Source organism: Streptomyces sp. NPDC048461, assembly GCF_055587105.1.
The window spans coordinates 44,649-65,565 of record NZ_JBVJGW010000015.1 but is presented as its reverse complement, the minus strand read 5'-3'; the positions used below and the strand labels follow the sequence as shown (position 1 = coordinate 65,565).

General features: G+C 74.6%; 21 protein-coding genes. 7 read left to right on the top strand and 14 right to left on the bottom strand.

The annotated features are described in order from the left end of the window. The first annotated feature begins 1 nt into the window (after position 1). Positions 2–403 (top strand): YchJ family protein, encoded by a 402-nt coding sequence (locus ACZ6S8_RS24795; protein ID WP_469459165.1) that lies wholly within the window; start codon positions 2–4, stop codon positions 401–403. Here the strand turns inward: ACZ6S8_RS24795 and ACZ6S8_RS24790 are convergent. Together ACZ6S8_RS24790 and ACZ6S8_RS24785 are read right to left on the bottom strand one after the other, a co-directional pair. Further along, entirely contained in the window at positions 367–1,281 is a 915-nt protein-coding gene (locus ACZ6S8_RS24790; RefSeq protein WP_469459163.1) for a DUF6397 family protein, read from the bottom strand. The genes ACZ6S8_RS24795 and ACZ6S8_RS24790 overlap by 37 nt on opposite strands. A gap of 134 nt (positions 1,282–1,415) precedes the next feature. Further along, on the bottom strand, positions 1,416–1,814 hold the full coding sequence (locus ACZ6S8_RS24785) for a roadblock/LC7 domain-containing protein (RefSeq protein ID WP_383916705.1): 399 nt from the start codon (positions 1,812–1,814) through the stop codon (positions 1,416–1,418). A 105-nt stretch (positions 1,815–1,919) separates the two neighbouring features. Between ACZ6S8_RS24785 and ACZ6S8_RS24780 the strand changes: the two genes are divergently transcribed. Further along, positions 1,920–2,357 (top strand): PPOX class F420-dependent oxidoreductase, encoded by a 438-nt coding sequence (locus ACZ6S8_RS24780; protein WP_469459160.1) that lies wholly within the window; start codon positions 1,920–1,922, stop codon positions 2,355–2,357. Between the two features lie 60 nt (positions 2,358–2,417). Here the strand turns inward: ACZ6S8_RS24780 and ACZ6S8_RS24775 are convergent, their stop codons facing one another. From ACZ6S8_RS24775 to ACZ6S8_RS24755, 5 genes are all read right to left on the bottom strand, one after another. Then, a complete protein-coding gene (locus ACZ6S8_RS24775; protein ID WP_469459158.1) occupies positions 2,418–3,110 on the bottom strand; it encodes a GTP-binding protein in 693 nt (230 codons plus the stop codon). Further along, positions 3,110–3,508 carry a DUF742 domain-containing protein gene (locus tag ACZ6S8_RS24770; protein ID WP_469459386.1) on the bottom strand — a complete coding sequence of 133 codons (399 nt, stop codon included), beginning with the start codon at positions 3,506–3,508 and terminating at the stop codon, positions 3,110–3,112. Before ACZ6S8_RS24770 ends, ACZ6S8_RS24775 begins: the two co-directional genes overlap by 1 nt. After that, on the bottom strand, positions 3,505–3,948 hold the full coding sequence (locus tag ACZ6S8_RS24765) for a roadblock/LC7 domain-containing protein (protein ID WP_469459156.1): 444 nt from the start codon (positions 3,946–3,948) through the stop codon (positions 3,505–3,507). The genes ACZ6S8_RS24770 and ACZ6S8_RS24765 overlap by 4 nt, the downstream gene beginning before the upstream one ends. Next, complete coding sequence (locus ACZ6S8_RS24760) at positions 3,945–6,521, bottom strand: sensor histidine kinase (RefSeq protein ID WP_469459154.1); 2,577 nt, start codon at positions 6,519–6,521, stop codon at positions 3,945–3,947. Before ACZ6S8_RS24760 ends, ACZ6S8_RS24765 begins: the two co-directional genes overlap by 4 nt. 138 nt (positions 6,522–6,659) lie before the next feature. Then, positions 6,660–7,436, bottom strand: a complete 777-nt coding sequence (locus ACZ6S8_RS24755; protein WP_469459152.1) for an MHYT domain-containing protein — start codon at positions 7,434–7,436, stop codon at positions 6,660–6,662. A 180-nt stretch (positions 7,437–7,616) separates the two neighbouring features. On the opposite strand from ACZ6S8_RS24755, the gene ACZ6S8_RS24750 reads away from it, so the two are divergent. Then, the gene (locus ACZ6S8_RS24750) at positions 7,617–8,216 is read left to right on the top strand and encodes a class I SAM-dependent methyltransferase (RefSeq protein WP_469459150.1); all 600 of its coding nucleotides are present in this window, start codon (positions 7,617–7,619) and stop codon (positions 8,214–8,216) included. A 91-nt stretch (positions 8,217–8,307) separates the two neighbouring features. Here the strand turns inward: ACZ6S8_RS24750 and ACZ6S8_RS24745 are convergent, their stop codons facing one another. Further along, positions 8,308–9,222 carry an oxygenase MpaB family protein gene (locus ACZ6S8_RS24745; RefSeq protein ID WP_469459148.1) on the bottom strand — a complete coding sequence of 305 codons (915 nt, stop codon included), beginning with the start codon at positions 9,220–9,222 and terminating at the stop codon, positions 8,308–8,310. 135 nt (positions 9,223–9,357) lie between these two features. Here ACZ6S8_RS24745 and ACZ6S8_RS24740 point away from each other — a divergent pair, with 135 nt between their 5' ends. Both ACZ6S8_RS24740 and ACZ6S8_RS24735 read left to right on the top strand, forming a co-directional pair. After that, the gene (locus tag ACZ6S8_RS24740) at positions 9,358–10,146 is read left to right on the top strand and encodes a hypothetical protein (RefSeq protein WP_469459146.1); all 789 of its coding nucleotides are present in this window, start codon (positions 9,358–9,360) and stop codon (positions 10,144–10,146) included. A 207-nt stretch (positions 10,147–10,353) separates the two neighbouring features. Then, positions 10,354–10,752 carry a hypothetical protein gene (locus ACZ6S8_RS24735; protein ID WP_469459144.1) on the top strand — a complete coding sequence of 133 codons (399 nt, stop codon included), beginning with the start codon at positions 10,354–10,356 and terminating at the stop codon, positions 10,750–10,752. A 109-nt stretch (positions 10,753–10,861) separates the two neighbouring features. Here ACZ6S8_RS24735 and ACZ6S8_RS24730 read toward each other — a convergent pair whose 3' ends face one another. Then, a complete protein-coding gene (locus tag ACZ6S8_RS24730; protein WP_469459142.1) occupies positions 10,862–11,044 on the bottom strand; it encodes a hypothetical protein in 183 nt (60 codons plus the stop codon). A 182-nt stretch (positions 11,045–11,226) separates the two neighbouring features. On the opposite strand from ACZ6S8_RS24730, the gene ACZ6S8_RS24725 reads away from it, so the two are divergent. Together ACZ6S8_RS24725 and ACZ6S8_RS24720 are read left to right on the top strand one after the other, a co-directional pair. Next, the gene (locus ACZ6S8_RS24725) at positions 11,227–14,304 is read left to right on the top strand and encodes a DEAD/DEAH box helicase (RefSeq protein WP_469459140.1); all 3,078 of its coding nucleotides are present in this window, start codon (positions 11,227–11,229) and stop codon (positions 14,302–14,304) included. Next, positions 14,301–15,626 carry an SWIM zinc finger family protein gene (locus ACZ6S8_RS24720; protein ID WP_469459138.1) on the top strand — a complete coding sequence of 442 codons (1,326 nt, stop codon included), beginning with the start codon at positions 14,301–14,303 and terminating at the stop codon, positions 15,624–15,626. Before ACZ6S8_RS24725 ends, ACZ6S8_RS24720 begins: the two co-directional genes overlap by 4 nt. Positions 15,627–15,736: 110 nt before the next feature. Here ACZ6S8_RS24720 and ACZ6S8_RS24715 read toward each other — a convergent pair whose 3' ends face one another. The 5 genes from ACZ6S8_RS24715 to ACZ6S8_RS24695 form a co-directional block, all read right to left on the bottom strand. Further along, positions 15,737–16,489, bottom strand: a complete 753-nt coding sequence (locus ACZ6S8_RS24715) for a thioesterase II family protein (RefSeq protein WP_469459136.1) — start codon at positions 16,487–16,489, stop codon at positions 15,737–15,739. A gap of 16 nt (positions 16,490–16,505) precedes the next feature. Then, a complete protein-coding gene (locus tag ACZ6S8_RS24710) occupies positions 16,506–17,321 on the bottom strand; it encodes an ArsR/SmtB family transcription factor (protein WP_469459134.1) in 816 nt (271 codons plus the stop codon). Between the two features lie 51 nt (positions 17,322–17,372). Further along, positions 17,373–18,551: a cytochrome P450 gene (locus ACZ6S8_RS24705; RefSeq protein ID WP_469459132.1), complete on the bottom strand. Its 1,179-nt coding sequence runs from the start codon at positions 18,549–18,551 to the stop codon at positions 17,373–17,375. Continuing rightward, positions 18,548–19,843 (bottom strand): MFS transporter, encoded by a 1,296-nt coding sequence (locus ACZ6S8_RS24700; protein ID WP_469459384.1) that lies wholly within the window; start codon positions 19,841–19,843, stop codon positions 18,548–18,550. The genes ACZ6S8_RS24705 and ACZ6S8_RS24700 overlap by 4 nt, the downstream gene beginning before the upstream one ends. A gap of 89 nt (positions 19,844–19,932) precedes the next feature. Beyond that, the gene (locus ACZ6S8_RS24695) at positions 19,933–20,913 is read right to left on the bottom strand and encodes a TauD/TfdA family dioxygenase (protein WP_469459130.1); all 981 of its coding nucleotides are present in this window, start codon (positions 20,911–20,913) and stop codon (positions 19,933–19,935) included. Between the last annotated feature and the right edge of the window lie 4 nt (positions 20,914–20,917).

Here is a 20,917-nt window from a genome sequence, read left to right as displayed (position 1 = left end):
CATGCCCACCCCGGCCCTCCCCTGCCCCTGCGGGCTGCCCGCCGCCTACCCGGAGTGCTGCGGCCGCTTCCACTCCGGTGACCGGCAGGCCCCCACCGCCGAGCGGCTGATGCGCTCCCGGTTCAGCGCCTTCGCCGTCGGCGACACCGCCTACCTGCTGCGCTCCTGGCATCCCTCGACCCGGCCGGGCCGGCTCGACCTGGACCCGGAACAGCGGTGGGACCGGCTGGAGATCCTCGCCACCGAGCGCGGCGGAATGTTCGAGACGGAGGGCTCGGTGGAGTTCCGGGCGCACTACCGCGAGGGTCGGCACACCGGTTCCCTGCACGAGCACAGCGCCTTCGCCCGGGAGGACGGCGCCTGGGTCTACGTCGGCCCCCTCTCCCCCGTCGACTTCGACTGACCGCGCGCCCCCGCCAGGGCGAAGTCCAGGCTGGTGCGGTACCAGTCGACCTCGTCCGGCGGCTCGGCACGCAACAGCCGCTCCGCCACGGCGGCCGCCGCCGGAGCCTGCGGGTGGCCGTACGGAGGGGGAGGGGCGAGCGCGGCCAGGACGATGCGCTCCGCCGGATCGGGAACGGCGTCGCGCACGTCGTGCTCCGGCAGTACGGAGGCCAGCACGGCCGCCCGTTCCCACGGGTCGGCAGTCCGTCTCAGCAGCAGCCCCACGTGCCGGCCGCGCCACTTCCGCGGCCGCAGGTCCGCCTTGGCCGTCATCAGCTCCCGGTCGGCCGGGGGCGCGCTCCCGCGCAGCATCCCCGGTTCCCGGACGGCGAACTCCCGCAGCTCCCCGGCCAGGTAGAGCCAGACCACCGCCCGGTAGCGGTTGATCCGGTAGCCGACCGGGACGACGTGCCCGCACCGCGCGAGCCGCGTGAACCGGCTCGGGCCGACGCCCAGCACCGTCGCCGCGGCCTCCGCCCCGGCCACGGTCTCCAGCCGTCCGCGCAGGACGGCCGGCGAGCCCTCGGCGGCCCGGGCCCGGGCCAGTTCGGCCCGGGCGTAGCGCGCGGCTCCCCCGGCGGCGGGCGGGCCCGCCCGTACGATCCCGAGCTGAACGGCCCGGGCGAACTCGCTCCGGCTCAGGCCCAGTTCCCCCGCGGCCTGCACTCCGCCCACCGACGCACCCGCACGCCCCTCCGGCTGCGCGGCCTCGGTCACGGCCACGCTCCCGGAGACGGCCACAGCCACGGCCGTGGTCGCGGCCATGGCTGCGATGGCGGCCTCAGCCGCCTCTCCTGCCACACCGATGGCCACGTCGTCCCGGCCTACGGTCCCCATGCGCATCATTACGGTCCTCCCCCACGAGCTGTGATTACTCTCTGTGAAGACCGTAACGCAGTGCAACGACAGGATGTCAGGCCTGTGGACAACCTCGGGGGCATGAACCGCGCGGCCCCCGGCCGGCCGCCTGCTCAGCCGCCGGTCAGCCGCCGCTCCGCGACCCCCAGGTGTTCCCCCACCCGGTTGACCAGCAGCGTCATCTCGTACGCGACCTGACCGATGTCGGCCTCGGAGGCGCTCAGCACGCACAGGCAGCTGCCCGCGCCCGCCGCCATGACGAACAGGACCCCCTCGTCGTACTCCACCATCGTCTGCCGGACCTCCCCGGCCCGGAAGTGCCGGCCCGAGCCCTTGGCCAGGCTCTGCAGACCGGCCGCGACGGCCGCCAGGTGTTCCGCGTCCTCCCGTGCCAGCCCCGCGCTCGCGCCCGTCACCAGGCCGTCGTTGGACAGCACCACCGCGTGCCGCACCTGCTGGACCCTGCGCGTCAGGTCGTCCAGCAGCCAGTCGAGCTGCTTGTCCAGTGCCATTTCGAGCCCCTCCCGTGGGCGCCGCCGCCATGGCCGCGCCCCACCCCGCGTAGTCGTGCCGCCAGCCTTCCCCACCAGCGCCTTTCCGACAAGGAGGATGTCCCCATGGCGAAGAAGATGACGCAAGAGGAATGGCGGGCTTTCGCCTCGCATTCCACCCGTACCGGCAAACTCTCCACCGTCCGCGAGGACGGCAGTCCGCACATCGCCCCCGTCTGGTTCGTGCTCGACGGCGACTCCTTCGTGTTCAACACGGGCAAGGACACCGTCAAGGGGCGGAACCTGGCCCGCGACGGCCGCGTCGCGCTCTGCGTCGACGACGACCGGCCGCCGTTCGCGTACGTCGTGCTCCAGGGCCGCGCCGAGATCAGCGAGCACGCCGACGACCCCGAGGCGATGCTCACCTGGGCCACCAGGATCGGCGCCCGCTACATGGGCGAGGAGCGCGGCGAGGCCTTCGGCCGCCGCAACGCCGTCCCGGGCGAGCTCCTCGTGCGGGTCCCGATCGACAAGGTGATCGCCACCTCCGGAGTGGCGGACTGACGAGGGCCCCGCCGGAGCGCCGGGGGGATCCCGCCCCCTCCGGCCGGGCCGCGGGCCGGCTCACACCGGGTCGGCCTGCGGCTCCACCGAGTCGAGCAGCCGGGCCGTGTGCACCCGCCCCGCGTACTCGACCAGCCTGATCAGCACTTCCTTCCCCGAGTCCTTGTCCCGCGCGTCGCACAGCAGGACCGGCGTGCCCCGGTTCAGGTCCAGCGCCTGCGCCACGTCGTGCGCTCCGTACCGCCGCGCGTCCGAGAAGCAGTTGACGGCGACGACGAACGGGATCCGCCGGTGCTCGAAGTAGTCGACCGCCGGGAAGCAGTCCTCCAGCCGCCGCGTGTCAGCGAGCACCACGGCGCCGAGCGCGCCCTGCGACAGCTCGTCCCACAGGAACCAGAAGCGGTCCTGCCCCGGCGTCCCGAACAGGTACAGCGACAGCCCGGACCGGATGGTGATCCGCCCGAAGTCCATGGCCACGGTGGTGGTGGTCTTCTGGTCCACCCCGTCCGTGTCGTCGACCAGTTCGCCCGCCTCGCTCAGCGCCTCCTCCGTCCGCAGCGGGCGGATCTCGCTGACGGCGCCCACCAGCGTGGTCTTCCCGACCCCGAAGCCTCCGGCCACCAGGATCTTCAGCGCCAGGGCGGCCAGTTCCCCGTCGTCATCGGGTTCGGCGTCGGGTTCGGCGTCCGCTGCGGCGTCCCAGGGGTCGGTGTCCGGGGCGCGGCCCGCGGTCCCGTCGTCGTGTCGTCCCATCACAGCGCTCGCAATCCGTCGATGACTTCACGCAGGATCCGCTCGTCCGGCAGCCGGGCCGGCGGCACCGGTCTGCTGACCTTGACGTGCCCGCCCTCCAGCAGGTCCCCGAGCAGGACCCGCACCACGCCCACCGGCAGGTCGGCATCGGCGGCCAGCTCCGCCACCGACTGGGTGTCGGACCGGCAGAGCCGCAGCAGGGACCGGTGTTCGGGTCCCAGCAGCGCCTCGGCGTCCGCGGCGGTTCCCTCCGGGTCCACGACGACCAGCGCGATCAGGTCGAAGCGCACCCCGTGGGGCCCCGGCTTCGTCCGCCCGCCGGTCATGGCGTACGGGCGGACCAGCGGGCCCGCGTCGGCGTCGTACCACTGGCCGTTCACGTCCGGGACCGCCCTCAGCCGGCGGCCGGCGGGCGTGCCGCCAGCCGGGCCGGGGTGTAGAGGTGCTCGCCGACCTGCTTGACCAGCCGGGCCATCTCGTAGGCGATGAGGCCGATGTCCGCGGTGGCGGCGCTGAGGACGGCCAGGCACGAGCCGTCCCCGGCCGCCGCCACGAACAGGAACCCTTCGTCCATCTCCACCATCGTCTGGCGCACGCCCCCGGCGTGGAAGTGCCGGCCCGCGCCCTTGGCCAGGCTGTGGAAGCCGGAGGCCACTGCGGCCAGGTGCTCGGCGTCCTCGCGGCTCAGTGCGCTGGAGGCGCCGACCGCCAGCCCGTCGTTGGACAGGACCACGGCGTGCCGTACCTCGCGGACCCGCGTCACCAGGTCGTCCAGGAGCCAGTCCAGTTCGCCGGGCCTGCGGGCTCCGTCGAGGTCGGTCCTCTTGTGTTCGATCATCGTTCTTCTCCTTCACTGGCGGCGTGGGATGCGTTCTCCCGGGACCCCCGGACCCATCCGTCCCGGTAGGCCGCCATCCGGTCCCGGGCCTGCTCCGGGCTGCGGCCCGGCGGGTCCTCGGCGGCGCGGGCGCCGGCCGGGACCTTGGGCTCGGGAGCCTCGCGCAGCTGCGGTACCAGGCTGGCCTGGCGCACGCGGCGCGGCAGTTCCGTCACCGGGGCGTCCGGGACGTCCCGGACGCCGGACGGCCCGTCCGGCGCGGTGGACGGCGTACGGCCGGCCGCGCCGCCGGGGATGCGCGGCCGGAGCGGCGCCACGGGGGCCGGGCGCGGCTGCGCGGCGGGACGCGGCCCCGGCCCCGGCCCGGCGGGGGTCCGGTCCGGGATCGGGACCGCGTGCGACTCCTCCCGTACGGCCGGGGCGCGGGTCCCCTCCCGTACCGGCTCCTCGGCGGAGGGCGGCTGCCCCGCTGCGGAGCGGGCGGCCCGCTCCCGGGGTTCCGGTGCGGGGGCGCCGGGCGTGAGGGCGCCCTGGAGCAGGGAGTTCGGCAGCAGCACCACGGCCGTGGTCCCTCCGTAGGGTGAGGTGCGCAGGTGGACCCGGATCCCGTGGCGGGCCGCGAGGCGGCTGACCACGAAGAGGCCGAGCCGGTCGCTGTCGAAGAGGTCGAGCGCCTCGGACTGCTCGATGCGGCGGTTGGCGTCGTTCAGGGGGCCGCGGCCCATGCCCAGGCCGCGGTCCTCCACCTCCAGGACGTAGCCGGCGCCGACGGGCTCGCCGCTGACCCGGACCTTGGTGTGGGGAGGGGAGAACTGGGTCGCGTTCTCGATGAGTTCGGCGAGCAGGTGGGTGAGGTCGGCGACGGCGCCGCCGACGACGGCGGCCTCGGCGAGCCCGCGCACCTCCACCCGCGGATAGTCCTCGATCTCGGAGACCGCGGCCCGGACGACGTTCGTGAGGGGGATCGGCATGCGCCAGGCCCGCCCCGGGGCCGCTCCCGACAGGATGATCAGGCTTTCGGCGTGGCGGCGCATCCGGGTGGTGAGGTGATCGAGCCGGAAGAGGTCGCCGAGCTCGTTGGGGTCGTCGGCGCGGCGTTCCATGGAGTCGAGCAGGGTCAGCTGTTTGTGGACGAGGACCTGGCTGCGGCGGGCCAGGTTGACGAACACCCCGGAGACCCCGCTGGCGAGTTCGGCCCGCTCGACCGCGGCGCTGAGCGCGGCCCGGTGGACGGTGGCCAGGGCCTCGCCGACCTGGGCGATCTCGTCGTCGGCGGCGGCTCCGGCCGGGGTCTCGACGGCGACGTCGATCTTCTCGCCGGCGCGCAGCCGGTCCATGGCATCGGGAAGTTTGCGGCGGGCGATCTCCAGGGCGGTGTTGCGCAGCGAGACGAGTTCCACCACCAGCGCACGCCCGATGCGGACCGAGATGACGAGGGAGGCGGCGACGGCGGCGAGGCCGAACAGTACGGCGGCCCCGGCCGCGCCGAGCGCTCCCCCGGCGAACGGGTCCGCCCGGTCGGCGGCGGCGGTGCGCGCCGCCTCGCCGATCTCCCGCATCGAGGCGGCGACCGAGGCGTGGGCGGCCTCCCAACCGGCGGGCGCCCCCTGGGCCTCGCGGGCCGTTCCGGCGGCCAGCGCCCGGTCCTCGGCGCCGGTGAGGGCAGCGTGGACGGCGCTCTCGGCGACGGCCTGCCAGGAGGCCCGCCCGCCGGCGGGGAGGTCGCGGGCGGCGGAGTCGGTGAGGGTGCGGCGGGTCTCGACGGCGCTGGTGAGCTGCCGAAGCGTTTCGGCGTTGCGCTGGCCCGGCAGGGCGAGCAGGGCGTCCTCCCGGGACAGCAGTTCCGCGGCGCGGTCGAATTCGAGGAGGACCCGTGCGTCGGGGCCGAGTTCGGCGTCCTCGCCGCCGGTGAGGGCCCCGCCCACGGCCAGGGCGGCGTCGACGGCCCGGGTGTACGCCTGGTAGGCGGCCTCGGGCGAGGTGCGCCGGCCGGTGATGTCCTCGCGGCCGGGTGCCAGGGCCTCGGCGGCAGCGACGAACCCGCGCAGGCGCGCCACGATGTCGGCGCGGTGGCCGCCGGAGTCGGCGACGGTGTGCCGGTCGCCGAGCCGCAGTCGCCGGACGGCGCCGTCGGTGCGGCGGGCCTGCTGGTCGAGGGCGGCCCGCTGGTCGGCGGCGGGGTCGGCGAGCAGGCGGACGGCGATGCGCCGCTCGGCCTGGAGCTCGGTGACGGCGGCCGCGACGGGGGTGCGTATCCCGGCGTCGACGCGCTGGACCCGGCTGAGGCGGGCGATGTCCTGGGCGGTGCTGACGGTGGCGAAGCCCCAGAGGGCGAGGAGGGAGACGACCGGGACCATCAGCAGCGAGACGATCTTCGCCCGGACGGTTCGGGGACGCAGGCGCAGCCGGGGCCGGGGCCCCTGCGCGGCGCCCGGACCGGGGCGGCCGTACGGGAAGGCCTCCGGCGGCGCCGGCTCCTCGGCAGGGGGCCCGGCGTGCGCCCGGCGTCCGCGGGCCGGGGGCGCGGGCAGCCGCTGCGCCGCTGCTTCCGGTGTGCTGCGGGGTGTGCGCATGGGCTCCTCGTTCCGGGGCGGTGCCTACGGGTGCGGCGGTGCGGGCTGCGGTGTCGGGCGGGGCGGTGGCCGGGGCGGGGTGGTGGTCGCGGGCGGGCGGGGTGGTGGTCGCGGGGGGGGCGGTGTCGCGCGGCCCGCTCAGTGCGCGACGGCGCGCTCCCCCAGGTTCTGGGCGGAGGCGGAGGCGGCACGTTCGTCGGCGGTCGGCGAGAGCGCGACGAAGGCGGCGGTGATGAACAGGTAGGAGCCGAGCCCGACCGCGAGCGGGAAGATGAACTGGGTGGCGGTGGCTCCGGACAGGGCCGCCTCCGAGGGGGTGACCCTGACGGCGACGGCCAGCATCCCCGTGTAGTGCATGCTGCTGACGGCGGCCCCCATGACGAGCGAGGCGCCGGCCACGGCCAGCGGCGACCTGATGTTGAGCGCGGCCCACAGCGCGGCGGTGGCGGCGACCACGGCGATGGCGACGGAGAGCCCCACGGCGAGCGGGTCGTAGGAGACCTCGCCGTGCAGGCGCAGGGCCGCCATGCCGAGGTAGTGCATGCTGGCGACGCCCAGGCCGGTGGTGAGGCCGCCCAGGACGAGGGCCCGGCGGGGGCTCTTGCCGTAGCCGACGGCGAAGATCCCGGCGCCGACGACCGCCATCGCCACGACGAGGCTGAGGATGGTCAGCGGCACGTTGTAGTGGATCTCGGTGCCGATGACGTCGAAGCCCAGCATCGCGACGAAGTGCATCGTCCAGATGCCGGTGCCGATGGCGGAGGCGGCGGCGAGGAGCCAGTTGCGGCGGGAGGCGCCCGTCGCGGCGAGCGCGCGGACGGTGCAGCGCAGGCCGAGGGCGGCGCCGATCGATGCCATCACGTATGACAGTGCGGGTGTCAGCCAGCCGTAGGCGGCGTGGTCCAGGTGTCCCATGGCCACCGGACGCTAGTCCGGGTGAGGGCGCGAACAGGGGGCGCATTTCGAAAGCCGCTGGAACTGCTGGAATATGACAGAGATACGTTTGTCTTCGATCACGCCGCGTACCACCTTGCGCACGGCCCGCACCGTCCGCACGGCCCGCCCGCGCCGACCGCGGTGGGGGATCATGGGCGCATGAGCGAAGACCACACACACGTGCAGGAGTTCTTCGGGGCGCGCGCCGCGGACTGGGACCGCAAGTTCCCCGGGGACGGGCCCGCCTTCACGACGGCCGTGGCCGAATGCGCACTGCGGCCCGGCGACCGCGTGCTCGACGCGGGGTGCGGCACCGGACGGGCGCTGCCCGCCCTGCGCGCGGCCGTGGGCCCCTCCGGCACGGTGCTCGGCGCCGACCTCACCCCGCAGATGCTGGCCGCCGCGCAGCGGGCCGGACGGGGGTCCGACGGCGCGCTGCTGCTCGCGGACGTCGCCCGGCTGCCGCTGCGCGACGGGTGCCTGGACGCGGTGTTCGCGGCCGGTCTCATCGCCCACCTGCCCGACCCGGGGGCGAACCTGCGCGAGCTGGCCCGGGTGGTCCGGCCGGGCGGCGGCCTCGCGCTGTTCCACCCGATCGGGCGGGCCGCCCTCGCCGCGCGCCACGGCCGCGAGCTCACCCCGCAGGACATGCGGGCCGAGCCCAACCTCCGCCCGCTCCTGGCCGGTTCGGGCTGGGACATAGCCTCGTACGCCGACGAGGACGACCGCTATCTGGTGCTGGCCGTACGCCGCGCGTGAGCGGGCCCGGCGCGCCGGGCCGGGTGGAGGCGGGCCCGCGCACGGTCCCGTACGTCGGCCCCGCGCCCGGGACGCGCGGACGTACCCGGGATCACGCCGGAGGCTGGGCCTCGGCTCCGGCGGGCCGGCGGGGATGCGGTACGGGGCAGCCGCCCGCGCCGGGCACCGGAAACGTGCCGAGCTCGCCCACGTCGTAGCCACCGGGGTAGCTCTTGATCTCCGGGTTCTGTCGGGCGTGGTGCGGGGCCCGGCGCGGCGGCAGGAGGCGTACGGCGCGGCCGCGCAGCCGCAGGGCGCCGCGGACCAGCCGCCGGACGCCCGCGTTCGGCCGGCCGTAGCGGAAGGCGTCCAGCAGCGGCTGGTCGAGGAGGGCGAGCCCGGCGCCGCGCACGGCGGGGGCCAGGGGCGCCGGATACCAGGAGGCCATCAGGTCCATGGTGGAGTCGGCGACCTTGCGGCCGCCTTCGTGCCAGCCGAAGTGGGCCCTCTCGTACGCGTCCATCGTGGCTTCGAACTCCTCGAAGGAGTCCGGGATGTCCGTGATGCCCAGGTGTCGGCCGAGGGTGGCGTAGTAGCGGGCCGACGCCCTGCGCTCGTGGTGGGTCAGCGGGCGCCAGCCGTACGCGTCCAGCCAGCGCGCCGGGACCACCACGAACGCGCACAGGACGTAGCGCATGTCGTCGCCGGAGATGTCGTAGCTGCGGTGCATCTGGTTGACGCGGCGGATCGCGGTGCGTGCGGTGTCGCTCTCGAAGCCGTGTTCCACGACGGCGTCGAGGAGCAGCGCGGTGTCGTCGTAGCGCCGCTGGGCCCGGTCGGTGAACTCGGCGGTCTCGGCCAGGAGCCGGCCGATCGAGGGGACCGCGTAGGTGCGGAAGAGGGCGAGTTCGAGGGCCCGGGCGAAGTCCCAGGGGAACTCGTAGGTGGTGGTGAGCCGGTAGATGGCGAGGAAGTCCTGGTCGGGGTCGAGCCGGAGGATCTCCCTCAGCCGGTCGTATCGCTGCACCGGATGTCCCTTTCTGTGGCGGGCCCCCAACTCTACGTGCAGGTAGCGGCCTTGGAAATCGTCACCCGCAGGCTCTCGACGCGCGGGTTACCCGCTGGTTAGGGTGCGCCGACGAGAGAGCTACCGGGAGGCCAGGTGTCCGACGACGAGGGTGGCGGCTCGCTGTACGTGCTGACCGCCGTACTGATGACCCCCGCACAGTTCCCGAGCATCCTCGGCGACGACTTCCCCGAGGCGTGCGCGCTGCTGGGCGTGGCGCCGGCCCGGGCCGGGTACGGGCTGGTGCTCGGCCAGGACGAGGAGGGCGCCCGCTGGACGGTCGTCGTGGACGACGTCTCGCTGGTGGCCGCGGCCATCGCCTCCTGGGACTGCGGAATGGAGTACGACCTGTCGCCCGACGAGCGGACGATCGTCGTCTCGCTGGCGGGCTGGCCGCTGGAGCTGTCGGTGGCGGCCTCGGGGATCCCGGAGCCGCACGACCCGGAGCAGGGCGCGGACGGCACCGGGCGGGTGCCGCTGGCGCCGCCCTCGGCCGAGACCTGGGGGCCGGTCCAGCGCCGGATGGGCGCGGACCAGATCGCCCGGGAGTGGGCGGACTGGCGCGAGCGCGTGGCGACGGACGGCGGAGTGGCCGCCGCGGCGCACCCGGGGCTGGCCCGGGCGCTGGAGGAGGCCGCCGGGTACACCCGGACTCCGCCGCCGCCCGGCCGGGTGCGGTCCTCCTTCGCGGGCGAGGGGGCCCGGACGCTGCGGGTGGACGGCAAGGGCTGGTCGCTGGTGGCCCGGACCGGGGAGGCGGCGTTCGTCCTGCTGGACGAGGAGCCGGGCGAGGTCCTCGCGGTCCCCCGGGAGGGCCGGCCGGAACTGCCGCACCTGCCGGACCTGCTGACGGCCCTGGACCGCGTGGCGGTCCGCCCGGCATGACCGCGTGACGGACCCCGTGACCGACCGCGCGCCGGATCCCGCGACCGTGGAGGCTCGGACACGGTGACGGGCTCCCCGGCGCTCGACGTCAGGCCGTTCCCGGCCGACCGAACCACGAGCGGGGCGAGGGTGATGCAGTACATCGATCTGAACGCACGGGTCGGGGACCTGTCAGGCGTCCTTTCCCCCGCGCGATACCTGGAGCGATTGCCCTCCCTGGCCGACGGGCTTCCTGCGGGAGCCCGGGCCTTCGCCACGGCCCCGGAGCACTACGACTTCCACGGCAAGCGGTGCGTGAAGGACCTTGAGCTCCAGCAGATCCGAGGGGTCGGATCCGACGACCGGCAGGTGGAGATCCGGTTCCGGCACAACTGCTGGAAGCACGACGAAGACCTGGTCATCCGCTACACGGACGTCCACGACTTCCACGCCGAGAGCGCCGAGAGCGACGGCGGGGCAAGCCTGGGGACCGTGATCCTCGACGAGGTCCTGCCTCACGAGAGCGGCTGCAGCCATGAGATCGCGTTCTGGAACGGCTCGCTCACCGTCGTCTGCCGCGACCTCGTCGCGACCTGGACCAAGGCCGACTGCCCCGATGCCGGGTAGACCGCTCGGTGCGCACCGCGGGTGGTTCTCCGGGCCCGACCCGTGCGGCTGCCCGGCGCGGCTCCCGGCGGCGTCGTGGGCGTCGCCGGAAGTCGCGCGGGGGACGGTGTCAGCGGCCGATCTGCTTACGGGACACGCCCCGGAGGCGACGGCGCTGGGAGGAGTCCAGCAGGAGGTAGGCGGCAGCGGGTACGCCGATCAGGACCAGCAGTCCCGCCCAGAACCCGACCGCCCAGAACAACACGATGGCTGCCACGACTCCGGCAACCGCGACCTTTCCGCTCGTGGACATCTGCGGACACCTCCTTCTGTCGTCGACCACTCATCCCCTCAACGCGCCGCCCCGACCCCTCGTTCCCCGAGACACGAACCGGCCGGAAAGTGACCCGCCTCACGGCCCGGACCGGGCAGTCCAGGGTCCCGGGTGGGATACTCTCGGCCACCCTGAACTCGGTAGTCAAGTTTGAGGAATGCGTGCTTCCTGAGATCTCCGGCCTCGATCACCTGCTCCGCTGCTCGGCCGTGTTCCTTCCCGACGACCCCGCGCGGGGCGGCAGGATGGCGCTCTGGCACCGGGATGGCGAGGCTCCGCGCCTGCGGTCAGGTGCCGACGCCACCCGTGCCGATGCCGGTTCCCGTGCCGGTGCCGGTGCCGGTGCCGCTTCCCGTGCCGGTGCCGGTGCCGGTCGGATCGAGGAGCTGACCGTCGTCACCCCCGACCTGCGCCGCACCACCGTGACCGCGCTGGTCCTGCCCGTCGGCGAGGCCCTGCCGCTGCTGACCCGGGCCCGGGCCGCCGTCTCCGGTGCGGACTCTCCGCCCGCTCGTGGCGGCCCCTCCGCCCCCGGTTCCGCCACGGCCTTCTGGGGCGCCGCCGCCCTGCTGGCCCTGGGCTTCGTGGCCCGCGGGCAGCTGCTGCCCGGTCTCAGCCCCCGGGGCCACGACGCCTGGCGGATCGGGCCCCTGGCCGCCGCCGATCTCGACGCGGTCCGGGAACTCGCCGCCGCCATGCCCGCCGGAGCCCACTGCGTGCCCCTGACCGCGGACGGACCGCCGCGGCTGCCCGCCCCGGAACCCCTGCTCCGGGCCTTCCTCGACGCCGTCGCCGACACCCTGCCCCGTTCCCCCGCCGCGCCCACCGCCGCGGGAGGGCCCGCCTACGCCGCCCGCGAGTCCCGGCTCCGGCCGGACCTGCGCGACTGGGCCGCCGAGGTGGCCGCCGGGCACGACGCGGGCGTACGCATCTCGCTGCGGATCGAGCTCGCCGCACCCCCCGGCGCCGGCGCTGCCGGCCGTGCCGGCGCCGACACCGACGCCGACGGCTGGGCCGCCGCCGCCTCCTTCCGCGCCGTCCTCCAGATGCACGGCCTGGCAGACGGCGCCCTGGTGGCCGACGCCGCCGACGTGTGGGCCGGGTACGGCGCCGCCGCGGCCGCCTTCCCGCCCCGCGCCCGGATGGACGCCCTGCGCGCGCTGCGGCGCGCCGCGCGGCTGTGGCCTCCGCTCGACCCGTTGCTGGGCGCTGCGGTGCCGGACGCCGTCGGGCTCGCCGACGAGGAGGTCACCGAACTACTCGGGTCGGCTTCGCGCGCCCTGGCCGCCGAGGGGGTGCAGGTCCACTGGCCGCGCGGGTTCGCCCGTATCTTCACCGCCCGCGCCGTCGTCGGCGCGCCGGAACCCTCCGACCCCGAGGGCACCGTCGATCCCATCCGCCGCACGGGCACCGCCCGTCGGACCGGCACCGCCCCTCCCCTCTCCGCGCCTTCCGGCCTGCTCTCCCCCGACGTCCTGCTCTCCTTCGGCTGGCGCTTCGCGCTCGGCGGCCAGGGCGACCTGACCGCCGCCGAACTCGACCGGCTCGCCGAGGCCAACCGCCCCCTCGTCCGGCTGCGCGACCAGTGGGTCCTCATCGACCCGGCCGAGGCCCGCCGGGCCCGCGCCCGGCGCGACGGCGCGGTCTCCGGCGCGGACGCGCTGGCCGCCGTACTCACCGGCTCGGCGGACCTGGACGGCAGGCCGGTGCCGGTCGAGGCCACGGGCGCCCTCGCCCAGCTGCGGGCGCGGCTCACCGCCGACCCGTCGGGGGACGAGGGTCCCGACGTGCCGCCGGAACTGAGGGCCGTGCTGCGCGACTACCAGCTGCGCGGCCTGCGCTGGCTGGCCCGGATGACCTCGCTCGGCCTCGGCGCCTGCCTGGCCGACGACATGGGCCTCGGCAAGACCGTCACCCTCATCGCGCTCCACCTCCACCGCAACGCCCCGGACCGGACCGCCGGCGCCGGGCCGACGCTCGTGGTGTGCCCGGCCTCGCTGCTGGGCAACTGGCAGCGGGAGATCGAGAAGTTCGCGCCGGGCACCCCGGTGCGCCGCTTCCACGGCGCCGGCCGCAGCCTGGACGGTGTCGCGGGCGGGTTCGTCCTGACCACGTACGGCACGATGCGCCTGGACGCGGCCGTGCTCGCGGCCGCCCCCTGGGGCATGGTCGTCGCCGACGAGGCCCAGCACGTCAAGAACCCGCACTCCTCGACCGCCAAGGCCCTGCGCACCATCCCGTCGGCCGCCCGCGTGGCCCTGACCGGGACGCCCGTCGAGAACAACCTCTCCGAGCTGTGGGCCGTCCTCGACTGGACCACGCCCGGGCTCCTCGGCCGCCTCGGCACCTTCCGCAGCCGCTACGCCGACCCCGTCGAGAGCGGGCGCGACCCCGGGGCGGCCGCCCGGCTGGGCGCGCTCGTACGGCCCTTCCTGCTCCGCCGCAAGAAGTCCGACCCCGGAATCGCCCCCGAGCTGCCGCCCAAGACCGAGACCGACCACGCCGTGGCCCTCAGTCCGGCGCAGACCGCGCTGTACGAGGCCGTCGTGCGCGAGACGCTCGCCTCGATCGCGGAGGCGGACGCGATGGAGCGGCGCGGCCTGGTCGTCAAGCTGCTCACCTCCCTCAAGCAGATCTGCAACCACCCCGCGCAGTACCTGCACGGGCACGGCGCGGGTCCCGGGGGCGCCGCGGGCGGACGTTCCGGGAAGCTGGAGCTGCTCGACGAGCTGCTGGACACGATCCTCGCCGAGGGCGGTTCGGTCCTGGTCTTCACCCAGTACGTGGCCATGGCCAGGATCCTGGAGAAGCACCTCGCCGGGCGCGGGATCAGCGCCCAGCTGCTGCACGGCGGAACGCCGGTGCCGCGCCGCGAGGAGCTGGTCGACCGCTTCCAGGCCGGGGAGGTCCCCGTGTTCCTGCTCTCCCTCAAGGCGGCGGGGACCGGGCTGAACCTCACCCGGGCCGGACACGTCGTCCACTACGACCGCTGGTGGAACCCGGCCGTCGAGGAACAGGCCACCGACCGCGCCTACCGGATCGGCCAGACCCAGCCCGTCCAGGTCCACCGGATCATCGCCGAAGGCACCGTCGAGGACCGCATCGCCGACATGCTGGCGCGCAAGCGGGCCCTGGCCGACTCGGTCCTCACGGGGGGCGAGGGCGCACTGACCGAACTGACCGATGCCGAACTGGCCGAACTCGTGGCGCTGCGCCCGGCCGCGGGGAGTGACGGATGAGCAGCACGGACCCGTACGAGAAGACCTTCGCGGCGCTCCCGCCGACCGCGCCCGGCCGCGGGTTCGCGCACACCTGGTGGGGCCATGCCTGGCTGCGCGCCCTGGAGGACAGCGCCCTCGACGGGGAGCAGGTCAAGAAGGGCCGCCGGTACGCGCGCACCGGAGCGGTGGGTGCGGTCTCGGTACGCCCGGGCGGGCTGACCGCGGTGGTGCGCGACCGGGACGGGACGGCGCACCGCACCGACGTGCTGGTGCAGGAGTTCACGGAGGCGCAGTGGGACCGGCTGCTCGGGCTCGCGGCGGCCGAGTCGGGGCACATCGCGGCGCTCCTGGACCGGGAGGTGCCGCCGGAGCTGGCCGAGGACGCGGCGGAGGCGGGGGTGGAGCTGCTGCCGGGCATCGGGGACCTCGACCCGCGGTGTGACTGCGGGGACTGGGACCACTGCCCGCACACGGCGGCGCTGTGCTACCAGGTCGCCCGGCTGCTGGACCAGGACCCGTTCGTCCTGCTGCTCCTGCGCGGCCGCGGCGAACGGGAGCTGGTGGACGAGCTGGAGGAACGCAGCAGCGCGGAGGCCGGGGCGGACTCCGGTCCGCAGCCCGCCCCGGCCGACCCTGCGGGCGTCCCGGCGGCAGAGGCGTACGCGGCCCGGGCGGCCCCGGCCGCGCTGCCCGCGCCGCCCGCCCTGCCGGAGGCGCCGGGCCAGCCGCCGACGCTGGACACGGAGGCCGAGCCGGACGGGCTGGACGTGGACGCGGTGGAGTTCCTGGCTCAGGCCGCCGCGGCCGAGGCGTACCGGCTGCTGGCGCGCGCGCTGGCCCCCGGCCACGCCGAGCGCGCCCCGTCGGCCCCGTTGACGGCCGCCGAAGACGCCGTACGGCTCACGGCCGAGGGCGGCGACGTCCGGGTGCGGTCCCGTCTGGCGGCGGCTCTCGGAAGGGACCGGGCCGCGATGGAGCCGGCCGTACGGGCCTGGGGCTTCGGCCGGGCACCGGCCCTGGCGGCGCTGGAGGACGACTGGGCGCCGGACCGGGCCGGGCTGGCCCGCGCCCGGGCGGCGCTCACCGCGGCCTGGGCGGACGAGGAGGCGCCGGCGCTCCGCCGGGTCCGCGCCCGCTGGACCGCGGCGGACACCGGGCGCCAGCTCCGGCTGGGGCGGGAGGGCCGCTGGTGGCCGTACCGCCGCGAGGCCGGGCAGTGGATCCCGGCGGGCCCGTCGGCCCCGGACCCGGCCTCCGCCTGGACGGCCCTGGACCCGGACCCCGGTCCCGCCGGCCCCGCCGCCGGCGCGGAGTCGCCGGAGGCCCCGGCGGCTCCGTAGCGCCTGCCGGAGGAGCGCCGGTCCGGGCGCCCCTTGGCGAGGCTGCGGGAAGCGTCCCAGGGGGTACACGCCGTGCCGCGCCTGCCGGCCGGGGGAATCCGGGCCCGCTCTCAGGCTCCGCGGGGGGCCACCGCCAGCCCGGCCACCCGGGCCGCGTGCGGGACGAGGTAGAAGTGGTCGCCCTCGAAGCCGTGCGCTGCGAAGGGCCCCGTGGTGACCGCCGCCCAGCGCTCCGCTTCCCGTGGCGTGACCCTGGGGTCGGCGTCTCCCGTGAAGCTCAGGACCTCGGCGCGCAGCGGCAGGGCGTCCGCGGCTCGGCGGTAGGTGTCGATCAGGTGGTAGTCGTTCCGGATGATCGGCAGGAACATCTCGCGCAGGTCGGGGTCGTTCCAGACCTCCGCGTTCGTACCGCCCAGGGCGGCGACCGCCGCGATCAGGTCCGCGTCCGTGCGGACCCTGTCGACGGGGGCGGCGTCGGGGTTGCGGCCCGAGACGCACAGCCGCGTGAAGTGGTCGGCGCCCGCGGCCTCCAGGCGCAGGAGGGTCTCGTGGGCGACGGCGGCTCCCATGCTGTGGCCGAACAGGACGGTCTCCACCGCGGGTGCGTCCAGGAGTTCCGCGGTGATCTGCGACGCCAGCTCGTCCATCGCCGGAACCAGCGGTTCGCCGAAGCGGCCCTCGCGGCCCGGATAGCGGACCGCCAGGAGTTCCACCGAAGGGTCGAGGTGGCGGGGCCAGGTGCGGAAGAAGCTCGCGCTTCCGCCCGCGTGCGGGAAGCACACCAGGCGCAGGGAGGGACCGGCGGCCGGGGACGCGGGTGAGGCCGATGGGGCCGGTGAGGGGTAGCGGACCAGGTAGGACATGAGGGGCTCGATTTCTTCAGCCGAGGATGGCCTCGCCCAGCGGGGTGAGGCTGTGGTCCGCGGAGTTCTGTCTGCGTTCGGTGGTCACGAACCCTGCGCGCCGCAGGACCGTGATGTGTTTGCTGGCGGAGGGGTTGGAGATCTGGAGCCGGTCGGCGACCTCTCCCGTCGAGCGGGTTTCCCGCAGGCTGTCCAGGACGTCCGCCCTGGTGCGGCCCAGCAGCGCCCGCAGGACCGATTCGCCTTCCCTGCCCTGCCACATGACGGCCGCGGTCTCCGGGTCGGGCGTGACGCTGTAGACGAGGATCGGCGCACCCGGCCACCCCATGTGGGAGTCGATCAGGAAGGGGTGCGGGGCGAACAGTGAGGGCACCAGCGCCATCCCCCGGCCGCCGAGGTCGATCCGGCGGCCCGGCTGGATGTGGTCGACGCGCAGCACCGGGGACTCCCAGCTGATCGCGGGATGGAGGTTGTTGAGCACGTGCTCCATCCCGCCTTCCAGCATCGCCCGCCCGCAGGCGTCCCGTTCCGCCTTCAGCGAGCGCAGGATCCTGTCCCAGAAGGGCTCGACCGCCACCGTGTGGAAGAGCTCGCCCTCGCGGGGCAGGGGTGACGTCAGGGTTTCCAAGAGGGAATGCGAGGGTTCCAGCAGCGGGCGCGTGACCGAGAGCCGGCGCATCCTGAGACGGGTGATCCGACGCCATTCGGCGAAGCCGTCACGCTGCTGATCGCCCAACCGCCCCCAGGCGAAGTGCGTTTCGAACGGAACGCCCAGCGTGCTCAGGATGCGGATACGCGACAGGTCCTCGACATCGAGGCGCACTTCCAACACGCTACGACTCCCCCGTCGCGGTTTCCCCGTGATCATATGCAAAGCGGATGATCACCGCCAGTCCACCGCCACGGGCAGACTGCCGTAGCCCTGCACCAGGTTCGACCGCATCCAGCCGACCTCGCCGCGCAGGTGAACCGCGTGCGCCTCGGCCGACAAACGGCTGATGAGCTCCTTCAGTTCGACCCTGGCCAACGCGGCCCCCAGGCAGTGGTGCGGACCCGTCCCGAACCCCAGGTGGCGGTTGGGCGTGCGTCCCGGCAGGAAGGTGTGCGGGTCGGAGAAGACCCGCTCGTCACGGTTGGCCGCGGCCAGCCAGGCGACGACGGCCTCGCCCTTGCGGATCTTCTGCTCGCCGATCACGCAGTCCTCCGTGGCCACCCGCAGGACGTGCGCGGCCGGCGAGGTCCAGCGGACGAGCTCCTCCACGGCACGGTCGACCAGGTCGGGGTCCGCGTGCAGGGCGTCGAGCGTTCCGGGGAACTGCTGGAACACGTGGAACGCGCCGGTGACGGAGTGCCGCGTCGTCTCGTTCCCCCCGATCAGCACGTTGTCACAGTTGATCAGTACGTCGTCGGTGCTGAGCCGGCCGTCGGCGAGCAGTGCCGTCACCAGGTCGGGGCCCGGCTCCCGTTTCCGCCGCTCGATCAGTTCGTAGAAGTAGAAGAGGATCTCCGCATGCGCCCCGGCGGGACTCATCTTGTCGAAACTGCTCTCCGCACCGCCGAAGGCGTGGTTCGTCAGCTCGATCAGCTGCTCGCGTTCGCTCAGCGGTACGCCGATCACCTCGCAGACGATGGCGGCGGGCAGCCTCGGGCCCACCTCCACGGCGATGTCGGTCGACTCCTGGGACCTCATCCGCTCGATGATGTCGGTGACTTCCCGCGACAGCACCGACTGGAGCTCGGGTGCGCGCAGCCGGGAGAGGAAGGGGCCGATGAGCCGCTTGAGTGCGGAGTGCCAGCTGCCCTCGCTGACGACGAGCATCCGGCCGCCGGAGCTGTCGGAGTGGTCGGCGTCGAAGCCGATCATCATGCCGTGCTCGGAGGTGAAGGGGGCCTTCGGCGAGAGGACCGCGGCGACGTCCCGGTGCGAGAAGACCGACCAGAAGCCGCTCGGGGAGACCCCCGGCCCGCTCCAGACCTTCGCGTCGCGGGCGGCGTACTCCTGCCACATGCGGAAGCGGTCGTCGGTGGTGTAGAGGTCGGGTTGTGCCAGATCGATGGTCATCGGGACCTGTCTTTGCCTGTCTGTGAGAAACGGTCTTCGACGGGGGCCTCGGCCTCCACCGGTGGCGGGACGTTGCGCATCACGGGGCTCAGCACCGCCGAGAGGGCGACGGCCGCCATGACGGCGGCGCAGCCCATCAGACCGGCGAACCGGCCCGCGAAGTCCAGCAGCAGGCCACCCGCCAGCGGAGCGATCGCGCCGCCGGAGCCGCTGCAGATCGCGGCGACGCTCACCACGCGGCCCCGGTGGCTGTCGGGCGTGAGCAGCAGTTGGTACGTGGTGAAGTACGCGTTCGCCGTGGGGGCGGCGAACGCGATGGCGCCCAGCAGCACTCCGGGGGTGTAACTGCCCGGCAGCACCGCGATCCCGGCCGTGAGCAGGGCGAAGAGCCACAGCACCACGAAGATGGGCCGCGATCCGGTCAGCACCCGCTGGAGCAGCGGCGAGGCCAGGGCGCCCAGCAGCCCCCCGACGCCCAGCAGGGCGGCCATGATGCCGATGAGTCCGGAACTCATGCCGCTGCCCTGCGCCGAGGCGATCACGATGAAGTAGATCGCCCCGAAGAAGAAGTTCGTCGCGGTCGCGTAGCCGAGCCCCAGGCGCAGGAACGGATGGCGGACGATCCAGCGCACCCCCTCCAGCAGCTCTCCGCGCCCCCCGGGCCCGGCCCCCCGGGGGGCGCCGGGTTCCGCGGCCGGGCGTACCGGCGGCTGCCGCTCGATGAACAGCAGCAGGACCAGCCCCACCAGGTGGGCCGCGCAGCCCACGACGAACGGGAAGGCGTTCTTGAGGGCCAGCAGGAACCCGCCGGCCGAGGTGCCGGCCAGCTGGCCGGCGTACGTACGGGCCGAGTTCAGCGCCACCGCGGACGAGAGCCGGTCCGGCGGTACGAGGCTCGGGATCATCGCCTCGCCGGCGGCCATCGCCATCGCCGTGGCCGCGCCGTTGACCAGGGCGAGCCCCACGAGGAGGGGGAGCGTGACCGCCCCCGCCCACAGCAGCAGCGCCAGCCCGCCGAACACCGCCACCAGCGCCGCCTCGCACCACAGCATCACGGTCCGCCGGTCGTACCGGTCGGCGACCGCCCCGGCGGGCAGCCCCGCCAGGAGCATGGCCGCCGCGTCGACGAACCCGATGATCCCCGCCTGTGAGGGTGAGCCGGTGATGGCCAGGACGAGCAGCGGCAGCACGATCAGCGAGGTGCTGTACGCGAACTCGCCGAACGTCTGGCTCGCCCACAGGAGGGTGAACCCGCGGCCGCCGCCCCGCTTCCCGGCCGGACCGTCCGGCATCCCGGCCACGACACCCGGCTCCGCTGCCGCGGGGCCCGGCCCCGGTCCTGCGGCCACGACGCCCGGTCCCCCGGGTGTGCCGCCCGGCATCAGGCGATCAGCCGAGAGCGGGACTTCGTGTGCACGAACGTGCGGCGCAGGTCACGCACCATGCTCGTGCGCTTGAGCCAGCGGTCCGTGCCGTCGTAGCGCGGGGTGAAGGTGTCCCTTCCGTGGATGACCCGGTAGTTGTCGATGAACGCGGCCTCGCCGGGGCTGAGGACGACGCGCTCGGCGGCCTCGGCCAGGCGTGCGGCCGCCTCCAGCATGGCCTGCTCCGCTTCCACGTCCCCGGGCACCGGGCTGGTGAAGTCCGCGTCGATCCGCAGGTACGGGGCGTCCTGCGGTCCGAAGAGCACCGACGCCACTTCGTGCGGGCGCTCCTCGAGGGCGGACGGGTGCTCCGCGGTGTGCAGCGGTACCACGGCGTGCGAGTCGTCCGGGAAGAAGCGGAAGCGTTCCTGGTGGAGCACCTCGCGCAGCGGCTCGGCGAACTCCACCGAGTCCACCGTGGTGACCGTGGTGCCCACCCCGTCCGGATTGCGCAGGCACATCAGGGCCACGTAGTCGCCCCGGCAGGCGTGGAAGACGTCCTCGGTGTGCAGGGTCAGCTGCTGGCGGCTGCTGGCGCTGGTGAGCGAGTTCTCCTGTCCCTTGGCGGGGCAGACGTCGTGCACCAGGCGGCCGTTCTGCTGGTTGGACCAGGCGAACGGGTCGCCGAGCACCGAGGCGACCAGGAGCAGGACCAGCTCCTCGCGGATCGCGGCGCCCTCCTTCTCCGCGACCTGCCAGTCGGACGGTGTGGGGACCAGGTTCTCGTCCACGGGCAGGTTCGCGAGCGCGATCACCGCTTCCTCCGCGGCGCGGGAGGTGACGAGGAACTGCCGGACGCCGACCGGGAGCCGCTCGGCCTCGACACGGATCAGATCCGCGTACTCCATCGGTTCCCAGACCGGATGTGCGGCCAGGAAGGCGTCGGCGATCGCCGCTGTGTCGTTCTTCTCTTCGTCGTTCAGTACGTAACGGGCCACGGGA